Annotated in this window: 14 protein-coding genes; 9 read left to right on the plus strand and 5 right to left on the minus strand. The window is 67.7% G+C overall.

What is annotated here, in order from left to right; genetic code table 11:
- The first annotated feature begins 30 nt into the window (after positions 1-30).
- The 8 genes from R3E10_15940 (at position 31) to R3E10_15975 (ending at position 10,904) form a co-directional block, all read left to right on the plus strand.
- Positions 31-1,200: a 6-bladed beta-propeller gene (locus R3E10_15940; GenBank protein ID MEZ4417246.1), complete on the plus strand. Its 1,170-nt coding sequence runs from the start codon at positions 31-33 to the stop codon at positions 1,198-1,200.
- Positions 1,201-1,229: 29 nt separating this feature from the next.
- Positions 1,230-1,970 carry a cytochrome c3 family protein gene (locus R3E10_15945; protein ID MEZ4417247.1) on the plus strand — a complete coding sequence of 247 codons (741 nt, stop codon included), beginning with the start codon at positions 1,230-1,232 and terminating at the stop codon, positions 1,968-1,970.
- Positions 1,971-2,035: 65 nt separating this feature from the next.
- Positions 2,036-2,731 (plus strand): cytochrome c3 family protein, encoded by a 696-nt coding sequence (locus R3E10_15950; GenBank protein ID MEZ4417248.1) that lies wholly within the window; start codon positions 2,036-2,038, stop codon positions 2,729-2,731.
- A 16-nt stretch (positions 2,732-2,747) separates the two neighbouring features.
- Complete coding sequence (locus R3E10_15955) at positions 2,748-3,818, plus strand: cytochrome c3 family protein (protein MEZ4417249.1); 1,071 nt, start codon at positions 2,748-2,750, stop codon at positions 3,816-3,818.
- Positions 3,815-5,731, plus strand: a complete 1,917-nt coding sequence (locus R3E10_15960) for a hypothetical protein (protein ID MEZ4417250.1) — start codon at positions 3,815-3,817, stop codon at positions 5,729-5,731. Before R3E10_15955 ends, R3E10_15960 begins: the two co-directional genes overlap by 4 nt.
- A 195-nt stretch (positions 5,732-5,926) precedes the next feature.
- Complete coding sequence (locus R3E10_15965) at positions 5,927-7,438, plus strand: serine hydrolase (GenBank protein MEZ4417251.1); 1,512 nt, start codon at positions 5,927-5,929, stop codon at positions 7,436-7,438.
- Between the two features lie 299 nt (positions 7,439-7,737).
- A complete protein-coding gene (locus tag R3E10_15970) occupies positions 7,738-8,298 on the plus strand; it encodes an ECF-type sigma factor (protein ID MEZ4417252.1) in 561 nt (186 codons plus the stop codon).
- A complete protein-coding gene (locus R3E10_15975; GenBank protein MEZ4417253.1) occupies positions 8,295-10,904 on the plus strand; it encodes a protein kinase in 2,610 nt (869 codons plus the stop codon). Before R3E10_15970 ends, R3E10_15975 begins: the two co-directional genes overlap by 4 nt.
- Positions 10,905-10,919: 15 nt before the next feature.
- On the opposite strand, the gene R3E10_15980 is transcribed toward R3E10_15975, so the two are convergent.
- Together R3E10_15980 and R3E10_15985 are read right to left on the minus strand one after the other, a co-directional pair.
- A complete protein-coding gene (locus R3E10_15980) occupies positions 10,920-12,380 on the minus strand; it encodes a M20/M25/M40 family metallo-hydrolase (GenBank protein MEZ4417254.1) in 1,461 nt (486 codons plus the stop codon).
- A gap of 4 nt (positions 12,381-12,384) precedes the next feature.
- On the minus strand, positions 12,385-13,803 hold the full coding sequence (locus R3E10_15985) for a M20/M25/M40 family metallo-hydrolase (protein MEZ4417255.1): 1,419 nt from the start codon (positions 13,801-13,803) through the stop codon (positions 12,385-12,387).
- A 222-nt stretch (positions 13,804-14,025) separates the two neighbouring features.
- On the opposite strand from R3E10_15985, the gene R3E10_15990 reads away from it, so the two are divergent.
- Positions 14,026-17,166, plus strand: coding sequence for a glycosyl hydrolase (locus tag R3E10_15990; GenBank protein ID MEZ4417256.1), 3,141 nt, complete (start codon positions 14,026-14,028; stop codon positions 17,164-17,166).
- On the opposite strand, the gene R3E10_15995 is transcribed toward R3E10_15990, so the two are convergent.
- The 3 genes from R3E10_15995 to R3E10_16005 all read right to left on the minus strand — a co-directional run bounded on the left by R3E10_15995 (position 17,163) and on the right by R3E10_16005 (position 22,227).
- Positions 17,163-17,702 carry a Spy/CpxP family protein refolding chaperone gene (locus tag R3E10_15995; GenBank protein MEZ4417257.1) on the minus strand — a complete coding sequence of 180 codons (540 nt, stop codon included), beginning with the start codon at positions 17,700-17,702 and terminating at the stop codon, positions 17,163-17,165. The genes R3E10_15990 and R3E10_15995 overlap by 4 nt on opposite strands.
- Positions 17,703-17,770: 68 nt before the next feature.
- Positions 17,771-19,459: a hypothetical protein gene (locus R3E10_16000; protein ID MEZ4417258.1), complete on the minus strand. Its 1,689-nt coding sequence runs from the start codon at positions 19,457-19,459 to the stop codon at positions 17,771-17,773.
- A gap of 140 nt (positions 19,460-19,599) precedes the next feature.
- A complete protein-coding gene (locus R3E10_16005; GenBank protein ID MEZ4417259.1) occupies positions 19,600-22,227 on the minus strand; it encodes a M14 family metallopeptidase in 2,628 nt (875 codons plus the stop codon).
- Positions 22,228-22,366: the final 139 nt, after the last annotated feature.

Below are 22,366 nucleotides of genomic sequence, written 5' to 3' on the forward strand. Positions count from 1 at the left end.
CGACGCTTGGCAGTATCCAAGGAGACCGCGATGACCCCCGTTGCCCGACTCTCACTCCTGCTGGTCGCGTTCTCACAGTTCGCTCTTCCCGTCGCTGCCCAGCGCACGGCGACCGACACGCTGGTCTGGCCGCTGCCGCCCGACTCGCCGCGCATCCGCTACGCGGGCTCGTTGTCGTCGGAGCAGGACCTCGGGAAGAGTCGCGGGTTCTTCAAACGGTTCTCCTCCGCGCTGCTCGGTGACGAGGAGCGGCACCCCGGGGTGACCCGCCCGCACGATGTCTACACCGACCCCGACGGACGCATGTTCGTCAGCAACGGACTCTCCGCCGGCGTCTGGGAATTCGACCCGAAGCGGAAGGAAGCCTCCCTGGTCCTGCCCCAGGGCCCGGCGGCCATCGGCAAACCGATGGGTCTCGATGGCGACGGCCAGGGACACCTGTTCGTGGCCGATCCCATCACCAAGCGCGTGGTCGAGATCGACTATGAGGGGACCTTCGTTCGCGCGTGGGGCGGTCCATCCCTCTTCCTCAATCCCGTCGACGTGGCCGTCTCGCCGGACGGGAGTCTCGTCTACGTCGTCGACAGCTACCTCCATCAGCTGCTCATCTTCGAGCGTACGGGCGATCTCGTGCGTCGTGTGGGTCACGACAACGAGTCCCTGACCGAGAAGCTGGACCGCCTGGCACAACCACCCGCGCTGCTGGCCTCCGCCACGGTCGACCCGCACACCCAGAGCGAACCCAGCGATCTGACCGCCAATCGGGGCAACGAACCGGGCAGCTTCCGCTATCCCGCGTTCGTGTCCACGGCCCCGGACGGTTCGGTCTACGTGTCGGACGGGATGAACTTCCGCGTGCAGCGCTTCAACGCCGACGGCGACTATCTCGGTGGCTTCGGTCGGCTCGGCGACACGCCCGGCTCGTTCAGCCGGCCCAAGGGCCTGGCCACGGACAGCGAGGGCCACGTCTACGTGGCCGATGCCGCGTTCAACAACGTGCAGGTCTTCGACGATCAGGGTCGGCTCCTGCTGGCCTTCGGGAGCTTCGGCGACGGCGAGGGCGAAATGTGGATGCCAGCCGGGATCAGCGTCGACGCGCGCGATCGCATCTTCGTGGCCGACCGCTACAACAACCGCCTGCAGATCTTCCAGTACCTCACGGATGCCGCAGCGGTCGCCACACCTTCGGATCATCGGTGATCCGGCTTCAACCATGGACGCCGACACGCATGCCCCGCTTCACGAGCTGCAGCGGGTCGCTCTTCCTGGCGATCCTCGCCGGGGCGACGCCCACGTCGCTCCGCGCCCAGTGGCCCAACGGTCTCTCCATCCAGGCGACTCCCCACAACCTCACCATTCCCGCTCAGAACACCGACAAGGACATGATCGAGCGGATCGCCAACTACGGGGAAATCTGCGTCTACTGCCACTCCCCGCATGGGACGACGCTGCAGGGAGAGCAGCTTTGGAATCGGCCGACGCCGTCCGGGCCCTATCGCATGTACGACGGTGGGACGGCGATGCCCATGGACGCACAGCCCACGGGCAACTCGCTGCGCTGCCTCTCCTGCCACGACGGCACCATCGGACTCGACGGGGTGATCGATTCGCCCAACAGCTTCCAGGGGATCCGCTGGGGCGAATCGATCGAGCGCTGCGACAACTGTCACAGTGGAGGCAACCCGCCGGGTGGCATCGACTGGGAAGGCGTGTGGTTCGATACGGATCTGCGCAAACAGCACCCCATCTCGATCCTCTACGACCCTCTGGCGACGCCGGGCTTTCGCACGGCGGTAGAGGTGGAAGCCGCCGGCCTGCGCCTGTTCTCGGGCAAGGTGCAGTGCATGACGTGTCACGAGCCCCATTCGCAGCAGTTCCGCCCGTTCTTGCGCATCAGCAACGCGAACCGGCAGCTCTGCCTGGTCTGTCACACGTCCAACCCGTCGGAGTCGACGGCGCACTTCTGGTGATCGAGGACACGGTCGGTCATGCACATAGAGACACGGTGAACACACCACTCGAAAGGAGGTCCTTCATGAAGTCCGGTCGCCGCAGGCTCCTGACCGGGCTAGCGGTGGGAGTCGCGTTCGTGTTCGCCAACGCCCCCCCGCTGGTCGCCCAGGTCAACGACGACGTCAAGAACACGAAGCACAATCTGTCCATCTCGAGTGGTGGTAACGACCCCACCTCGAGCAATGCGTTGGTGGACTACGGAGAGATCTGCGTGTACTGCCACACGCCACACGGGGGTCAGGTCGATGCCCCGCTGTGGAACCGCAACTTCTCCACCGCCACGTATCAGATGTATTCCAGTGCAACGCTGGACATGCCGCGAGACGGACAGCCGACGGGGATCTCCCAGGCTTGCCTGTCCTGCCATGACGGGACGATTGGACTCGACGTCGTGATCAACGCTCCCAATTCGTACACGGGAATCATCCCGCCCACCACGCCGGGCACCAACACCATGCCGCCCGGCAATACGAATCTCGGGAACGACCTGAGGAACGACCACCCGATCTCGGTCACCTACGACCCGTCGGCGGACCTGGCCTTCAACTCGGTAGCGAGCATCAAGGCTGCCGGGGTACGGCTATTCACGGATCCGACCGGCGGTGGCGAGAAGGTGCAGTGCGCCAGCTGCCACAATCCGCATGACAAGACCAACACGCCTTTCCTGCGGATCGCGAACAGCTCGAGCAATCTGTGCCTGACCTGCCACGTCAAATGATCGGAGCGGTGGACGGATGACTCACCCCCGTTCCGCCGCGGTCGCCGTGTTGGCCGGCTGCAGCCTGCTTGCGGGCTGCAGCCGGCAGTTCCTTTCGCTGTTCCTGGACATCCCGGAACCGACGCCCGCTCCGGTGCAGGTGGCCGCACAGCCGGCCCCGACCCCGCTGTCCACGCTGCTGCACCTCGATCCGGACACGGTCCGTCCTCCGATCGAGGGCACTCTGGATCCGGACAGCGCCGTGGCTCTGCTCCCGCGGGACCCGGCTGGCAACATCGACTGGATGGAGGCGCTGCGCTCCGGGGTCATCAAGCCGCGCAGCGCGCTGCCCGATTCGCAGCCGCCCTTGGCCCTGCCGCCTCAGTTCACCTTCGCCTTCGACTTCTATTTCAAGGGTCCGGCGGAGCAATTGGACGCGTTCTTCCCCCACTCCTCGCACACGCAGTGGGTGGACTGCCGGCAGTGCCACGGACGGGTGTTCAAGTACCAGGACAACACCATCACCATGGCGGGGATCTTCCAGGGCGAGTGGTGTGGCTCCTGCCACGGCAAAGTGGCGTTCCCGCCGGTGACGGACTGCGAACGCTGCCACCGAAGCTTGCCCATGCCACCCAACCGCGCGCAGCCCGAGCTCCTGGGCACCATCACCATGGCGCGGTTGACGGTCACCGACTCGTCCGCGGTGGCGCCAGCGGCAGCGCCCGACTCCGCGTCGGGCTCCGGGGACAGCACCACCGTGGCCGCCAGCGGCGCTGCCGAGGGAGCGGGAACGCCCCCGGCAGTCGAGCGGGCCTACGGCGCAGAGTCGCTTCCGCCCGCGAAGTTCCCGCACTGGGTGCACCGCATCCGCTACACCTGCAAGACCTGTCACCTGACGCTGTTCGAGCCCAAGGCCGGTGCCAACCACGTCACGATGACCGACATCTCGGAGGGAAGGGCCTGCGGGGCCTGCCATGACGGGATCACGGCGTTTGCGGCCGGCTTCAACGAGTGCCAGCGCTGCCATGTCCCGGCACCTCCACCGGCGCCCACGCCCGGTGCCGGCGGCGCCGATGTCGAGAGTGCGTCCGACGCCAGCCACCCATGAACAGGCGGCTCCGCGCCGCCTGGACGGCGCTGCCCGCGGTCGTGTTTCTACTCGGTGCTGATCCGCTGGGCGCCCAGGGCCTTCTGGGTCGAGCCCCGGGGGCCGAGATCGGCGTCTCGGCACAGAGCCTCCGACGGGGCTCCGGTTCGGCGGCCACCGCTTCGGACGCCACCTATCGACAGTGGCTGCGACTTCCGTTCCGGGGCGCGCTGCTGGCGCCCCGCATCCTCGCCTACGATCTGACCATCCAACCCGCGTTCACACAGCGCACGGCCGTCGGTCTACCTGAGGCGCTCCAGACGGAGGAGCTGGCGTTCACGTTCGGCGCCCGCTTGTTCTCGAACAAGCTGCTCGGTCTCACCGTCACTTCGGCGCGCTCCGGTGGGGAGACCAGCGGCGGCTTCGGAGCCGACGGGCGCTACGACACCGGCTCCATGAGCGCCATCGTGCACCTCCGCAGTCAGCTGCTGCCGATGGAACTGTCGTTCGCGGAGGTCGATCGGGAGAACTCCTGGTCCAGCGCCACCACGACGACCCCGATCGAGTGGTCCAATCTCACGCGCACGGTGCGCTTCAGCGCCCGCAACCGGAAGATCAATGCGCGAGTGGAGCGCCTGGAGTTCGAGGACCGCATCGGGAACGCGGACTTCAGTTCGCTCGACGCCTCGTTCAGCCACCGCCTGCGGTGGGGCAAGGGGAGCGAGCTCGAGTCCGCCTACGATCACAACGAGCGCGAAGGAAGCCTGGTCAACACCCGCGACACCTGGCGTGAGCGACTCCGCCTGCAACACACGGAGACGGTTGCGACAGACTGGAGCATGCAACGGAGCGGCCTGATGACGCCGAGCGGGGAGCGGCAGAGCGGGTCCTATTCCGGTGTGCTGAATGCGCGGTTGGGCGACTGGGGGGGGTTCGGCCTCCAGGGCGCGCGTCGCTCCACGCGCTTCGACGGCAGCCGCGACGAATCCTGGTCCGCAGGGCCTACGCTGCGCGTGGCCTTCGCGCTGCCTCTGGGCGCTCGCGTGTCGCTGGGCGGGGGGGCCGGGCGCGAATGGCGCACGCGCGAGAACATCGCCGGCGGAGTGCTCGACGTGGTGGATGAGTCACACTCGGTGGACGCCACCCTCAGCTTCCTGCTGCGCCAGCCGGACGTGTTGCGCGAGACGGTGAGCCTCCGCAGCGCCGATCTCGGCACCCTCTTCACGGAGGGGTTCGACTACCAGTTGGTGCTTCTGGACGACCTGGTGGAAGTGGTGGTCCTCACGGGCGGACGGATCCGGGAAGGGGAGCGGTTGCTGGTCACCTACCGGTACCGTCTCGGGGACTTGCCCTCCGGCGCGCTGACCACCGCCCGCTATGACGCCTCGCTCTCCATCCGAGGCCTGTCCGTCCAGCACACGCGCTCCCTGCGCGACGCACCGGGCGAGAATGGCGAGGCGACACTCGGATTCAGCACGTTCGACGAGTCGTTCACCCGGATTGCGCTGGACCTACGGCGTGGTCAGACGCGCTTCGAGGCCCAGGCCAGCCAGCGCGACCGGAGCTCCTCGGCGTTCGACTTCCGGACGCGCGAGCTGAGCAGCTCTCTGATCCTGAGCCCGCGTTTCGGCGTATCCCCGGCCCTGGGGGCCTCCGCCCGCGAGACCTCGGACGATGGAGGGCGCTTCAACGCCCGCTCCCTCTACGCCAACCTGCTCTGGACCCGGGGCCGCGTCCGGGCTTCGGGCCGCTTGAATCTGCTGGAGCTCTCGCTGGCGCAGGGCGAGAAGGACCGATCGGTCAGCGGGTCGGCGGAGCTGGGCATGGAGGTGGGGATGATGGAAATCCAGCTGCGAGCCGAGACCGACCGGCGCTGGGAGCCCACGCGCTTCAGCGGGTCCCGCCTCTACGCTCGAGTGATCCGACGCTTCTAGCGGACTGGGGGCGAGCCGACGACGGCGGGGGCCCAGCGCCGCCCGGAATCCTCCCTCTCGCCTCCGCGGAGCCACCGAAAGGACCGGCCGGCCACCATCCCTCCCCTCCAGGTTGCCTTTCCCCACCCCACCGCCTCAGCTTGGGCCTCCTGGGTCGGGTGGGGAGGGAGGTTCCAGTCTTTCCGGAGGTCACCCGTGCGACGTTCCACGCTGTTCCTGACCGTACCCCTCGTCCTGGCTGCCTGTGGCGGAGAGCAGGCCGCCCTGGACACCGCCGAGTCCACCCTCGTGGACCCGGACCGGGCCTACCTGCTGGCCCGCGCCGATTCGCTCGAGCTGCCCGGCACCTGGGAGCCCCCGCCAGGCGACGCCATCGATCACCACACGTCCGGCTTCGCCAAGATCCTCTGCTCGAACGTGTTCCTGAGCGGCTTCGACGTGGCGGACGCCGCGGAGAACACGGGGTACTTCACGTCGCCCTACGAGGAGCGCGCTCAGGTCGTCGACACCGCGGTGGACTTCTCCACCAGGACGGTGCGCTTGACCCTGCCCTCCGGGGTGGTGCGTCAGGCCAAGGTCTACGGCAGCCAAGGCTGCGTGACCTCCCCGATCGGAATGGACTCGGTGTACTTCACGCCCGAGGTGGTCACGCAGAACCTGCCGGACGCGGCCACCACGCCGTGGCCGATGGGCGACGTGCTTTCCGACGAGCCGTTCCCGGCCGGGGTGGACGAGGCCAAGGTGCGCGCGGCGGTCGACGCTGCCTTCATCGAGGGCGGCATGACCAACGCGTTCGTGGTCACCTACAAGGGCCGCATCATCGGTGAGCGCTACGGTCCCGGCGTGGACCTGCACACGCCGCTGGAGAGTTGGTCGATGGGCAAGAGCCTCACGGGCTCCTTGGTGGGCGTTCTCATCCAGCGCGGCGTGTACGAGCTGTGGCAGCCGGCGCCTATCCCGGAGTGGCAGGAGCAGGAGAACGATCCGCGCCAGCAGATCCGCATCGGCGACATCATGCGCATGTCGAGCGGCATCCGCATCCACGCGCCGCAGGATCCCGACTACGATCCCGCGGCCGGTTACCCAGATCACCTGTACCTCTATACGGGCACGGTCAACTCGTATCACTGGGCAGCCACGCGTCCGCAGCAGTGGCCGCCCAACACCGTGGGCCGCTATCGCAACACGGACCCGGTGCTCGGGAACTACCTGGTGCGGCTGGGCGTGTCGCAGCTGGGCGAGGACTACCACTCGTTCCCGCAACGGGCGCTGTTCGACAAGATCGGCATCCGCAACATGATCATGGAGACCGATCCCTACGGGAACTTCCTCACACAGGGCTATGAGTTCGGTGCCGCCCGTGACTGGGCACGGCTCGGCAACCTGTGGCTGCAGGACGGCGTCTGGAATGGTGAGCGCATCCTGCCCGAGGGCTACTCCGAATATGCGCGTACGCTCGCGCCTGCCTGGCTGGCGGACCGGCGGCCGCAGTACGGAGGAGCGTTCTTCTGGGTGAACGGCGACGGCCAGTTCCCAGTTCCCGAGACCGCGTTCTTCATGGCCGGAGCGGGTGGGCAGAACACCATCATCATTCCCACCCACGATCTGGTGGTCGTGCGTCTGGGCAAGTACAAGGGCGCACGGGAGGGCGGCCAGGGGCTGCAGCGCGCGCTCGAGTTGCTGATGGAGGCCGTGCCGGCCAACTGAGGCCAAGCAGGCGGAGGCATCCCCGCGTTGCGGGACCGTCACCGTCCGAGGGCCCGGGTCGCAGGAGCGGCCCGGGCCCTGCTCGTACAGGCCGGTGGCGGCGCTGGCCACGGTCTCACGTTGGCAGAGGGTGGAGAGGTCGAGACTCCAGCCCTCGCGTCGCCGAACCCACCGAACCTGCCTACATTGACCGACCCTGACAGAGTTCTCCCCGGCTCCACCGCACGTCGTCTGCACGGGCCCCATCCGAGTTCGGTGGAGTGCATTCGCCGCGAGAGCCTATCTCCAGTCGGTCGCGCATGGACCTCCCTCGAGAAGAGATCACCCGGCTGGTTCGCAGCTGGAGCGAAGGCGAGGAGGGCGCGCTCGACCGTCTCATCGAAGCCGTCTACGACGACCTCCGGCGGATCGCGCACCACCATCTGCGCCTATCTCGCTCGGACGGAACCGTCAACACCACGGCATTGGTCCACGAGGCATATGTCAGGCTGGCTGGGACCGGCGAAGGGGTGTGGGAGAGCCGGGCGCAGTTCTTCGCGTTCTGCTCGAAGGCCATGCGGCGCATCCTCATCGATTTCGCGCGGCGCAGACGCTCCGCCAAGCGCGGCGGGGGACTGATTCGCGTGTCGTTGGAGGACGACTCGGCCGTGGTGGAGGCTCAGGTCACCGATCTACTGGCGATCGAACAGGCCCTGCAGCGTCTGGAGGCGCGCAACGCTCGTATGGCGCGCATCGCCGAGTGTCGGTTCTTCGGGGGGATGTCGGTGCCGGAGACGGCGGAGGCGCTCGACACCTCCCCCCGAACCGTCGAGCGAGAGTGGGCGCGAGCTCGCGCCTATCTACTCCAGGCACTGTCATGAGTGCTCCCGAAGCCCTCTGGGCACGGTGGGAGGAGATCGACCCTCTCTTCGAACAAGCGCTGGAGCGATCACCGAACGATCGTCACCTGTTCCTGGTCGAGGCCTGCGGCGGCGACACCGAGCTGCTCGACGCGGTCACGGCCCTGTTGACAGCCACGGAGACGAGCGAGGAACAGGCGCGCCCCGGGGCGGCGCTACTGGAGGCGGTGTTTCCTCATCCGAGCCCGGCACGAGAGGCCCCGCTCGACACGGGCACCCGCATCGGACGGTATCGCCTTCTCAGCGAGTTGGGCCGGGGCGGGATGGCCACCGTCTACGAGGCGGAGCGCGCCGATGGCGTGTTCGAGCAAAGGGTGGCCATCAAGCTGCTTCAGCCAGGGGCGGATCGGGAGGGTGTGGTGCGGCGCTTCCTGGGTGAGCGGCGCATCCTCTCCGGCCTCACGCATCCCAACATCGCTCGCATCCTGGACGGCGGCTCCACCGACGATGGGCAACCCTACCTGGTGATGGAGTTGGTTCGCGGCGAACCCATCACACGCTGGGCGGATGCGCGGCGCCTGGACATCGACCAGCGGCTCGCTCTGTTCACGCAGGTCGCGGCGGCCCTGCAGTTCGCACACAGTCGCCTCGTGGTGCACCGAGACCTGAAGCCCTCCAATGTGCTCGTCACGGACGATGGACAGGTCAAGCTGCTGGACTTCGGCATCGCCAGGCTGCTCGAGGACGGCGAGACGTCACCTCTGCTCACGCAGGCGGGTGGCCGCTGGATGACGCCGGCCTACGCCGCACCCGAGCAGATCCGGGGTGAGTCGGTCACCATCGCGGCCGACGTGCACGCGGCAGGGGTCCTGCTCTTCGAGTTGTTGACGGGTCGGCGTCCCTTCGGGCGGGCGTTGTCCGGCTTCGAGTTGGAACGGGCCATCTGTGACACGCCCGCGCCACGCGCTTCGACGATGATGACGGAGGGCGCGGACACCGAGGCGGCAGCACGCGGCAGCCTCCCCGTCGCGCTGGCACGGACCCTCGCGGGGGACCTGGACGCGATCCTGCTCAAAGCGCTCCGCAAGGAACCCGACGCCCGTTACCCCTCCATGCAGGCCCTGCTGGACGACTTGGAGCGCCACCGGGCCGGCTTCCCGGTGCTGGCCCGTGAAGGACTGTGGGCCTACCGCGCGCGGAAGTTCCTGGGGCGCAATCGCTGGCAGGTTGCCGCAGCAGCGGCGTTCGCGGGGGTGCTGGCCACTGCGGGTGGACTGCTCGTGCGTCAACAGCTCATCACCGCGACCGAGCGTGATCGTGCCAATCAGGCCGCTCAGCGGGCCGAGACCGAAGCCGAGAACTCACGCTTGGTGATCGGCTTTCTTGCCGACGTGTTTCGCGGTCGGGATCCGACGCAGGCGCCCTCCGACACGCTGACGGCTCGCGAGCTGCTGACGTGGGGACGAGAGCGGGTGGCCTCCGAGTTCGCGGACCGACCGGCGCTGCAGACGGAGCTGCTGCAGGTGCTGGGCACCGCATACTTCAACCTGGGGCTGTTGGACGAGTCCGTGGTCCTCGACCAGCAAGCGGTGGAGACAGCCCAGCGCGCCTTCGGTGTGGGCAGCACGGAGGAAGCGGAGGCGCGCCTCCAGCTGGCGAGGGCACACGTCGCCAACCGCTTCTGGACGGCGGCCCGCGAAGAAGCAGAGCAGGCGCTGGAGATCCATTTGGCCGGGGGCGGCCCCGTCGGAATCGCGTCGACGTTGCGCGTTCTGGGCGACGCCGAGAAAGCCCTGGGCAACGCGGACTCCGCGGCCAGCCTGATCGAACGGGGCCTCGGCCTCTACCGCTCGGAGGGGCTGTCCGAGGGCCTGCCCTACGTTCAGTCCCTGCTGGCGCTGGCCCCGATTCGCAGGGCCCAGGGTCGGCTGGAGGACGCAGAGCGCCTCTACGAAGAGGGCATCCCCCGCTACCAGGCTTTGGTGGGTCGAGACACAGAGCTGGCCCTCCATCTCAACAACCTGGCATTCCTCAAGCGCACGCGGAACGACTACCGGGGCGCTGCGGAGCTCTACCGAGAGGCGCTCGCCGCCTATGCCGACGTGCATGGCCGCGGACACCCCAGCTCCCTGACCTTGGCAGCGAACCTCGCGGGCGCGCTGCACCTCGCCGGTGATGTCGATGGCGCCTTCACGGTGCTGGAAGAGAGCGTGCGTGCCTCCGAGGCCCAGTGGCCGGAGGGCCACTGGCGAGTGGGCTCGGCCTACGCGGGTCTGGGGCGTCTGCTGCTCCGCGTTGGCCACCTCGATGACGCCGAAGCACCCCTGCGCCGTGCCGTCGTCATCTTCCGGGACCTGCTGGGCTCACAGCACGACTGGACGACATCGACCGAGGCGGCTCTGGCTGCGAAACACATCGTCTCTGGACAAGCCGACATCGGGCGTCCCTACCTCGACCGCTACATGGCCTACGTCGAGCGCCAGTGGGCCGAGGCGGACTCCACGCTGAGCCCGGATTTCGTCAACCTCGTCGAACCTCTGGTGCTCGTGCTGTCCGATCTCGGGTTGGAGGAGGACGCCTCACGGCTGCGAGCGCTCCTGCCCTCGGAGACCAACGGGGAGTCCTGAGGAAGGTTTCAGTCTTCAGTCGGAAGCGGCTCGCCCCGACAAGGTCCGCATCATGACGTGCCAGTACTCGAGCGCGTCGTAGAACGAACGCACCGAAACGCGCTCGTTCAAGCCGTGCGCGAACTGGTCGCTGTCCTTGATGAACACGCCCATGACGCCGTAGGTGGGGATGCCCGCCGCCCGCGTCTCCTTGCCGTCGGTGGCATAGGGCGCCATCAGCGGGATGATGGGCGTACCCGGGCGGATGCCCTCCACCGCCTGCCCCACCGCGTCCATCACGTCGTTCCGCAGTGGAGAAGACGGGCTGGCGCGGGGATCGTCGAGCACCGTGATGCGAACCTCCGGATTGCCGCCCACACGCACCAGCGTCTCCCCCACCTCGGCGACGTCGACCCCCGGGAAGATGCGGCAGTTCACCGTGGCGGTCGCCGACTGGGGAAGGGCGTTCTCGGCATGCCCGGCCCTCAGCATGGTGGCCACGCAGGTGGTGCGGGTGATGCCCACCTGTTCGGGCTGGTGCCACAGGACATCCGCCGCCCACTCGTCAGCGGGGTCCTGGACCAGTCGCGCCATCGCCTCGCCCACCTCTCCCTCGGTGAGCTGGGAGACCGCCTCGAAGTATCCCCGCGTCACGTCGTTCAACATGACGGGGAAGCGGTAGGCTTCGATGTTCTCCAGCACGTGCGCCAGCTCGTAGATGGCGTTGTCCGTGCGCGGCGTGGAGGAGTGACCGCCCGGGTTGGTGACCGTGAGCTCGAAGGTCGCGTACGTCTTCTCGGACGCTTGCACCAGATAGCGCTCCGCCTCCCCGTCCTCACCGAGCACTCCACCCCCGCCATCGGCGTTGAGGGCGTACTCCGCGTCGGTGAGGTCCCGGTGCGTGGTGACGAGGGCTCGCGCGGTGAGCATACCCGTCTCCTCGTCACCGGAGAAGGCCAGAATCAGGTCGCGCCCAGGCACGAACCCTTCCCTCTTGAGGCGAAGAAACGTGGTGGTCAGGGTGGTCACCCCGAACTTGTCGTCCAGGATGCCACGTCCGAACAGGTAGCCGTCCTCCTCCACCAACGTGAAGGGGTCCCGCTCCCAGTCTTGGGGGAGCGCGTCCACCACGTCCATGTGCGCCAGGAACAGAATGGGCTTCTGGCCCGATGATCCGTCCCCGCGGTAGCGGACCACCAGGCTGGCGGTCACCTCTCCACCCGGTAGCGTCAGCGGCAGCACGTGCACGTCCTCGGCCGGGAAACCGCCGGCGCGGAACTGCCCGGCCAGATACTCCGCCACCTCGGGGACCCTGCCGAACCCCTCGGCGCTGCGCACTCCTACGATGGTGCGCAGGATCTCGAGCGCCTGCTGTTGATACGGAGCTTGGTAGTCGGCGCTGCTCTCCTGCGCGGTCACACTGAGGGGCAGGAAGGACGCGAGCGCCGCCCACACGGCGGCCAGACGGCGTAGGCACATCGAAGGTCGCGTGGTCATCGCCTCAACTCGCGGGCCGGCCCGCGACCTCCATCACCGTCCAGTAGATGTATTCGACGAACGTGCCGAGCCCCTCGATGGATACGCGCTCGTCGTTGCCGTGGGCGCGTGAATCCTCGTCCCGGGCCATGGCTCCGATTCCGTAGGTCGGGATCCCCGCTGCCCGGAGTTGCGCCGAGTCGGTGGCGCCGGTCCCCATGGTGGGGAGCGTCACCGCGTCGGGGAACAGCCGGCCCTGCGCGCCCTCCAGCGCCCGGAACAGATCCGTGCCCAGGGAGGACGGGGGTGCGGCGGGGCGCCAGGACACGGGCGGGAGCACCTCGACCAACGGATCGTCGATGACACGCCGCAACTCCTCCAGGAAGGCGTCCATGTCCTCGTCCGGCAGCGCGCGGACGTCCAACGTCGCCTCGGCGTCACTCGGGATCACGTTGTAGCGGAAACCGCCCTGGATGATGTTGGGTGAGATGGACGTGCGCAGCGTGGAGTTGGCCGCGATGTCGCTCCGCCGGAACTCCTCCTCGATCTGCGCGCGCCGGGCAGGGTTCTCGATGTTGCGATAGAGCTCGGCCTTCTCGGGCGGGCTGATCTCGGCCAGCCGTTTGAAATACTCCCGCGTGACCTCGTTCAAGCGCATGGGCATCTGGAAGTCACCGAGCTTGGCCACCGCCGCCGCGATGTGCACCACGGGGTTGTCCAGACGCGGCTGCGATCCGTGCCCGGCCGTCCCACGGGCCACCAGCTTGATCTGGCGCCACGGCACCTTCTCCGTAGCGCCGACCACCACGTAGTCGACCGATCCGTCCTCGGCCTGGTGGATGGTGCCGCCTTCGTTCAGCGCGAACTCCGCCCGGATCTTGTCCAGGTGGTTCTCCACCATGTAGTCGATGCCGAACTCGGTGGCGCCTTCCTCCCCCGCCTCGATGAGCAGGATGATGTCCCGATCGAGCACACGGCCCGAGCGCTTGACCATGAGCATGACCTGCAAGGCAGCCGCGACCATGTCCTTGTCGTCGCTGGCGCCCCGGCCGTAGACGTACCCGTCCTCGATGGTTCCCGCGAACGGGTCGCCCGTCCACGACTCCAGCTCTGCACCCACCACGTCGGAATGCGCGAGGATCAGGATCGGCTCCTTGCTGCCGTTCCCGGGCAAGCGCGCTACCAGGTTCCCACGTTTGGGATCCTTGGCGAAGATCTGACCGTCGATCCCTTCGCGCGCGAGCACCTCCTTGACGTATTCGGCCACCTCGGTCTCGTTGCCCGGAGGGCTGGTGGTGTTGATGCGGACCAGGTCCTGGAGGAGCGACACGGCCTCATCGCGCGCTGCGTCGAAGTCGGGCAGGGCCTGACCCGCCGCGGGCAGCGGGCCCACTGCCGCCAGGAGAAGGAGGGCAACCAGCGGGATCGTGCGGAAGGTGCGCATGGCGAATCGGGGACGGAGGGAAGACGGCGACCAGCCGGCCGGCTCGTGGGGCGGAGCATAGGCCACCGCCAACCAACGCAGCAAGCGTACACGGAGGCATGGTCCGGGATCCGGCAGCACGCGGGGGTGGCGTGCCCCTTCCCTTGTTCGGGCTCCTGCCGGAGCCTACCCTGGCTGACGCCGACCTCGGCCTGGTTCCGCCCCTTTCCGAAGGCTCGATCCGTGACTGTTGCCCGCCTGCGCTGGATGCCCACGCTCGCCCTCGCTCTCTCCCTGCTGGCCGCCCCCATCGATGCCGCGGCGCAGGTGGATGCGGCCCTGTTCCAGTCCATGCGCTACCGAAACATCGGACCCTTCCGTGGCGGCCGGGTCACCACGGTCACCGGAGTACCGGGGGAGACCTTCACGTTCTATATGGGCGCCACCGGTGGGGGCGTCTGGAAGACCACGGACGCGGGCACCACCTGGCAGAACATCTCGGACGGCTACTTCACCACCACGGGCATCGGCTCCATCGCCGTGGCGCCATCGGATCACAATGTGGTGTACGTCGGCACCGGCGAGGGTCCGGTGCGCGGTGTGAAGACCTCCCACGGGGATGGCGTCTACAAGTCGCTGGACGCCGGACGGACCTGGACCCACCTCGGCCTCGAGGCCACGCGCCACATCCCGCGGATCCTCGTCCATCCCACCAATCCCGACGTGCTCTACCTGGCCGCCCAGGGCAATCCCTACGGGCCCAATCCCGAACGCGGCGTCTACAAATCCACGGACGGTGGACACAGCTGGGAACGCATCCTCTTCGTGAACGAAGACTCCGGCATCGCCGACCTGGCCATGGATGCCCACAACCCGCTGATTCTCTTCGCGACGTCCTGGGATTTCCGGCGGCGCCCCTGGGTGGTCAAGAGTGGCGGCCCCGGCAGCCGGGTCTACAAGACCACGGATGGCGGGGCCACGTGGAAGGAGATCACCGCCGGACTGCCCGACCTCAAGGGCAAGATGGGTGTGTCCGTCTCTCCTGCGAACGGGGACGTCGTCTACCTGGCCATCGAGGCCAAGGACGGCCAGGGTGGCGTGTACCGCTCCGACGATGCAGGAGAGCACTTCCGGCAGGTGAGTGACGATCCGCGCACCTGGGCGCGGGCCTGGTACTACATGCACATCATCGCCGACCCTCAGGACGCCGACGAGGTGTGGGTGTTGAACAGCAGCGCCATGCGCTCGATCGACGGGGGCAAGACCTACACCGGGATCCCCGACAGCCACGTGGATCATCACGCATTGTGGATCAACCCCACCGACTCCGACATCATGATCAACGGGAACGACGGCGGCGCGTCGGTGACGTTGAACGGAGGTCGGACCTGGTCCACCCTGCTCAACCAGCCTACGGGGCAGATGTACCGCGTGATGACGGACAATCAGTATCCGTACCGCGTGTACTCGGGACAGCAGGACGCGAGCGGCATCGTGATCGACAGCCGCACGCTGGGGGACGGGATCGGCGAGTCCCACTGGACCACCGTACGCTCCGGCGAGTCCGCCACCATCGGGCTGGACCCCGAGAATCCGCGCTACGTGTACTCCACGTTCTTCGCCAGCTTCCTGGGCGAGTGGGACAGCGAGACCCACAACTACCGCATGATCCGGCCCTATCCGGAGCGGGTCACGGGTGAGCAGCCCCGCAACCTGAAGTACCGGGCCAACTGGAACGGGCCCGTGACGGTCTCGCCGCACGACCCGAACGTGATCTACTACGGCTCCCAGTACGTGATGAAGTCGAGCGACCGCGGCACCACCTGGGAGGTGTTGAGCGAGGATCTGACCCGCAACGACAAGGATCATCAGGGCCCGGGCGGCTACCCCATCTCCAACGAGCAGATCACGGCGGAGAGCTACAACGACGTCTTCAACATCGAGGAATCCCCGCTCCAGGAAGGCGTGATCTGGGTGGGTTCGGACGATGGGCTGGTGCACGTGACCCGAGACGGTGGTCGGACCTGGACCAACGTCACGCCACCCGACCTGCCCGAGAGCATCATCAACGTGGTCGAGCCCTCACCGCACGATCCCGCCACCGCCTACTTCGCGGCCGCGGGCTACAAGATGAACGACTTCACTCCGTACATCTACAAGACCAACGACTACGGGGCGTCGTGGCGGAAGATCGTGAACGGGATCCCCGGCAATACGTTTGCCCGCTCCGTACGTGAGGACCCGGATCGGCGAGGACTGCTCTACGCGGGCACCGAGACCGGTCTGTTCGTCTCTTTCGATGACGGCGGCGTCTGGCAGCCCCTCGACCTGAACCTGCCAGAGGTCCCGATCACGGACATGCGCATCCGCCAGCAGGATCTGGTGGTGTCCACACAGGGGCGCTCGCTCTGGATTCTCGACGATCTGACGCCGCTCCATCAGATCTCGGACGCCGTGGCCAACGCCGACGTGTACCTGTACCGGCCGCGCGATCCCTACCGCAGCATCGTGCGCGGCTACTACGCGGAAGGGGGCCTCGGCGAGAATCCGCCCGAGGGGCTGCAGGTGCACTACGTGCTGAGCGAAGCCGTCCCGGACAGCGTGCCTATGCGCATGGAGATCCTGGACCGGAGTGGTCGGGTGATCTACGCCGAGTCGACCGAGGGTCCCGCGGACGAGTGTCCGGCGTCGCCCATGCGCCGCCAATTCCAGCGCGAAGCCGGTGCCCACCGCTGGACCTGGGACATGCAGGTGGGGCGCTTCGCCTGTCTGGTAGAGATCACCGCGACCTCACCTGGCCTCAGCGCCTACCCGGCCATGCCCGGATCCTATCAGGTGCGGCTCGCCGTGGGCGACCGCACGCAGACACAGGACTTCGAGATTCGCATCGACCCACGCCTGGAAGGCATCTCGGCCGACCCCATGGCGGAGTACGCGGAGTTGGACCGCATTTCCGCGTCCCTCCTCGGCGCCGCCACCGAGATGGCGGACGGTGTCGCCCAGCTCCGGCGCGTGCAGGAGCAGCTCGACTTCGTGCTGGAGGTCTCTACGGCCAGCGACGTGACGGAGGGCGCTCGTAGTCTCGACCAGAAGGCGGACGATTGGACCGCCAAGATCCTGCAGAAGGAACTCAAGACCTTCCAGAACGCCTATCAGCACGAGGCGCGCCTGCTGATGAAGTACAAGGATCTGCTGGACCGGATTGGAGGCGCCAACATCCCGCTCACGCAGGGCGTGCGGGACGTCTCCCGTGACTACCTCGCCACCTGGAGTGAGATCGAGCGCGAGTTGCAGGTCATCCTGAACGAGGACATTCCGGCCTTCAACCAGGTGCTGCAGCGGGCGGGGCTGCCCTTGATCTATCTGCCGCGGCCGGTGAGCTAGAGGGAGCCCGCATACCCCCGCTGCTGCTGATACGCCGCCACCTGCTCGGCAGTCAGTAGCCTCGAGACGGCCAGGTGCGCGTTCAGGTGGACGGCGCGGAGCTGGCCCCGCATCGCGCCGATATGCTGGGTCATGCGGGAGACATCCGCCTCGGCGGCGTCGCCACTGGCGAACAACCGGTCCAGATGCTCCTCCGCCTGGATGATCTGTCCGCCCAACTCCTGGGCGGCGGCTTGCATCTCGGCCGCGATTTCCTGCACCCCGGCCGTCTGCTCGGCCGTCAAGGAAAGCGACTCGGCCAACTCGAGCACGTGCTTGGGACCGGGGAGGCCGTTGAGCTCGGCGGCCAGGGCCATGCCGAGTCCTTCGCCCGCGCGGAGGCCGGCGATCTCCTCGGGGGACAGCGCCTTGATGGCCCGACTCTCCATCCCCGCGTACGGCGAATGAGCGGAGTGGTCGTGTGCCTGGGCGCTGAGCGGCACCGCGGCACCGGCAAGGAGGGCGGAGACACTCAGGACCATCGGGATGCGCTGCATCGGAACCTCCGTACGAATGCGACCGCTTGTGCTGGAGTCCGGCGACCGCACCCGCGGTTCGGCGGGAGCTACCGGACGGCTTCCCGCTCGACGTACTCGCGAGCCTCGCGCAACGACTCGGCCCTCGTCCCATCGGACGCCAGCTCCAGGAGCTCGGTGTAGTACGCGCGGGCCACGGCCTCGTTCCCCGCCGCGCGCGCTGCCCGTGCAGCACCCAGCAGCCCGTTGAAGCGATTCGGATAGCGGGCCAACGCGCGTCGATACGCGTCCAACGCGTCGGCGGGTTGGGCGAGCTCCATGAGCAGATCGCCCAGCACTTCGCCGGCAGGGAGCGTCGGAGCCGGAGTCACCGCGTGCTTGGGAGTGGCCTCCTCCAGATCCAACGCTTCGCGGACCCGGGCCACGGCGGAATCGTTCCGCGAACGCACATGGTTGGACCAACCCGTCAACTCCAGCCGCAGCACGCGGATGTTCCGTGCGAACAGGTCCTCGCCCACGGCATCCATCTTGGCTTCCAGCGCCCCCAGCGCGCCGAGGGCCGCGTCCGCGGTGGCCGCGTCCCCCAGGTGCGCAGCACCCAGCCCGCGGGCGTACCAGGTGATGGCCTCAGGCCATGCGAAGCGGTTCCAGTCCAGCCAGCCCGGAGTGCGTGGCTCCAGCATCGCGGCCTCGGACCAGGCGCGGCGCTCCAGGGCGTAGCGGGCTGGAATGGACGCCATGTGGAACGCGGTCTTGAACGTCGGCTCGATGGAAGGGGTCTCGCGAAGACGCTCGAATTCGAGCGCCGCCTCCTGGTCCTCGCCCTTCTGCAAGTGCGCGTAGACGAGGTACTCGAGCGCGTGCGGAAACTCGTCCCACACGAGATCTCCGCTCGGCCCGGCGGGAGTCTCCAGCGCGGCCGTGGCGGCAGCCAGGTTTCCCTGGATCACATGGTTCCAGTCGCCGATGCGGGTGTAGATGTGCGTCGGCATGTGGAGCGCATGAGGATTGCGGGGTGCGACGGACTCATACTTCTCCGTGACATCGAGCTCCTCGCGCTCCCGACCCACGGCGTCGTTGGTATGGACGAGGTAGTGCATCGCCCCCGGATGCTCGGGATTGGCGTCGTAGACGTCGACCAACATCGCGGCAATGCGATCCGAGTCTTCGCGCGGGAGCCCGCCAACGGGTGCGTTGGCCAGCAGCGCCAGTGCGTGGAAGGCGACCGCCTCCGCATCGTCGGGGAAGGAGTCATGGACGGTCGCCTGGGCGCCGGCCCAGCGCCGGATTCGCAGCCAGTAGTCCGAGGAGGCCGGGTCGAGGAAGAAGGCGGCGGTTGCTTCGACGTACAGAGCTTCACGCCGTGTGGGCGGGCGGAGCGTCCGGGCGCGCTCCACCGCTTCCCATCCCTGACGGAGCGCCGCCGAGTCAGGTCGCGTGGGCCACAACGGCTGGAAGAGCGTCATGGCGACGCCCCAGTATGCCATGGCGCAGCTCGGATCCCGGGCGGCGACGCTTTGGAAGGCCTGCCGTGCGGTCGGGTAGGTCATGTGGTGAAGGAGTGCGACCGCCCGGTTGAAGTCCGGCTGGACCTCCGCTGCACAGCGTACAGGGAAGTCGACGATCCCCAGCGCCTGTCGGTCGGAACCGACCTCCTGCGCCGCCGCCCGCCGCACCAGCACCGGTAGCGCCGCACAGGCCAGTAGGCTGGCGGCCACCCAACGTACGATCACGGACCTTGCGTGAACCACGACCCTGGACCCGCGCGCCGTGCTCATCGAGCGCTGCTCCCGTCCGCGTCGCGGACTCGGCAAAGGACCCCCGACCCCGGAGCGCACGCTCCAGAGGCTCACCACGCGTCAGCGCAACTCGCCCCTCATTCCGGACAGTCGTCCGGCCAAACCCCTCCCACTCTACTCTACCGGCACCGCAGTCCCTCGCCCCTCGGCAGCCCCTCCGTGCTCGCCCCCATCAGCGCATTGAACAACAACTTGAAGGTATTGCGCGGCTGACCCCGGAAGTGCGGGGTGAAGGCGAACAGCACGACGTCGCCTTCGCCCACCGCAACCTGGGCAGCCGCGGTCCGCCCAGCCAGATAGGTCTCCCCGCCCAAGGTCCACCCACTCACCAGATAGTCCGCATCGGCATAGCAGACCGGCGTGGAGGCGCCACCCGCTCCACCGACGCGCTCGAGCACCTGACTCCCTGCGAACAGGGTGACTGCATCGGGAGCCACGCCCCAGGCCAGCGGATGCGAGGGGTCGACCTGCAACTGGATGATGGAGCCGGGGATGAAGAAGTCCTGTGACGCCACGCCGCGCACCACGTTCCTGAACGGAAGGTCGAACGTGCGGATCGCGTAGTCCACCGCGGCGTCGAAGGCCACCAGCCGGCCGCCGTCGCGCACGAAGCGACGTACCGCCTCCGTGCCCTCTTCACCGAGGCCGCCCACGTACTGGTCGGGCATGCTGCCGGGCTCGTGACCGTCGTGGATGCCGCGCTCACTCTGGTCGGGCACGATCAGCACGTCGAAGTCGGAGAGCGCGCCGGCCTTCACGTCCGCGTCCCATACGTTGGTCCACTCGAACCCATACTGGTCCAGCACCCAGCGCGTCCACCCCTCTGGCATGGGGGCCTGCCAGGAGCGGTAGACGGCCACGCGTGGAGCGCGGGCCCGCTTCATCACATTCGTGGGTGGGATGGCCGATACGGGCACGGGAGCCAGGCCCAGCTCGACCAGACGGGTGGCCTCTGCGTCCGGAAGACCCGGAAGCCAGTAGGAACCGGGAACCGCTACGGGGTTGGTCGCCGACCCGGCCACGTCGGGCGGATTCCAGGCGCCCGTGAAGCGGAAGACGGTGCCTCCCCCGCGCAGATACGGACCGAGCGCGCGGTAGAGCCAGTTGTTGGTGGCCGGCACCACGTAGCCCTGCTTCACGGCGGCGGTGACACCCCACGCGGCGCTTCCGACCTCTGCCCAATTCCCCGCCGGCATGTCGAACGGGGTGTCGATGCTCGCCACCTCGAGCCCCATGGAGAAGCGCAACTCATAGCCCGTCATGTCGTAGGGCGGCTCCGGTGGTCCGCCCGGATACATGCGTCGGTCGGGGTAGGTCTTGGGCTCCATCAAATCCACGACATAGGGCCGGAACGCCTGGGGCGGGATCACGAAGCTCCCAGCCGGAAACTGCCGACCCCCCGCGGCGAAGGCGCTGTGGGACCGCACGAACTCGATGCCGGACTGGCGCATCAAGTCCATGAACTCGTAGACGGCGCTCGGGTCATGGGACGCGCGCGGGTCCAACACGTAGGCGAAGGGACCGCCCTCCGCGCGGCGGCCGCGCTCGATCTGACGACGCCCCATCCAGTACTGATTGAAGAGATAGTCTTCCTTGAGCCGCGCACCCATGTCGGCTACCGCTTTGGCCGCCGTCATCATGTAGTCCATGGCGTCCCGGATATGCCAGCAGCCACCCAGCCAGGGGTTGTTGTAGTTGGTCGACGGCGTCTTGGCAGGGAGGTTGCCGGCACGATCATTGAAGGCGTCCGGGATGTCCTCGTAGCAGCCGGGTGTCGCGTAGCGGTACAGCGCCGTCTCCGTGAGGAAGCCCAACATGTTGTGGTAATCCGGGCCACCCCGCATGGACCCGTTCCACCAAAGGTCGTAGACCACATCACTGATCACTCCGGGCTTCCCCTCCACGTCGAAGCGCTTGCGCATGGAGTGGCCCATCTGGTTGAGCGAGCTCACCAGCAATGGGTCGAGGTGCGGGCTCACCGGATTCTCGAACGGCGGCATCCAGATGCGCGCGGGAAACGGCCCGCTCTGGTGCTGGTTGTACACGATCTGCGGAAACCATTCGTGGTAGAGCGCGCGCGTGACGGCCTGCGTTTCCACCTGGGTGAGCATGTACCAATCGCGATTGTTGTCATGCCCGATGTAGTGGTGGTAGAGCTCGGGCACGGGCGCGGTCTCGTACGGCCCGCCGACCTGTGACATGTACCACCCGGCCACGGTGTTGAGGCCGTCCGGGTTCATGTTGGCCATCAGGAGCAGGATCGTGTTCTCGCGGATGCGCCGCGTCTCCTCCGACTCGTCCGTCACGAACCAGTAGGCCATCTCTGGCATCACCTGCCCGTGTGCCACCTCCGTGGCATGCAGCCCACCGTCGATCCACACGATGGCCTTGCCCTCCTTGGCGAACGCACGGGCACTGTCCTCGGAGAGGATGGGGCCGTAGCCCCGCACGGGAGGGCGTGCGTAGGCGAGGGCGCGCGTGATCTCCTTGTAGCGGTCCAGCCGCGCCAGGTTCTCGGGTGTGGAGATGGCAGCCAGATAGAGCGGTTCCCCGCGGGTGCTCTCGCCGATCTTCTCGAGCACCATCCGGTCGCTCGCCGCGGCCAACGCCTCGAAGTACCGCACGATCGGCCCGTAAGCCGCCAGCTTGTAGTCCTCCCCGGGCGCGAAGCCGATGATGTCCGCTGGGGTAGGGATCTGTGCCTGGAGTGGGGCGGCCGCCAGGCTCAGGGCCGCACATGCAAACAAGGCAGCACGACGTGGGAACCGCCCAGCGCGGAGTTCGGCCCCGGGGGCAGCCGGGGTGGATCGAGACAGAGCGGAAGCCGCGGGAACGGACACGGGCGAACCCTCGCAGGAGGTGTGTGGCAGGCCGCAGGAGGCCTAC

The sequence above is a fragment of the Gemmatimonadota bacterium genome, assembly GCA_041390105.1.
Lineage (GTDB): Bacteria > Gemmatimonadota > Gemmatimonadetes > Longimicrobiales > Gaopeijiaceae > JAGQIF01.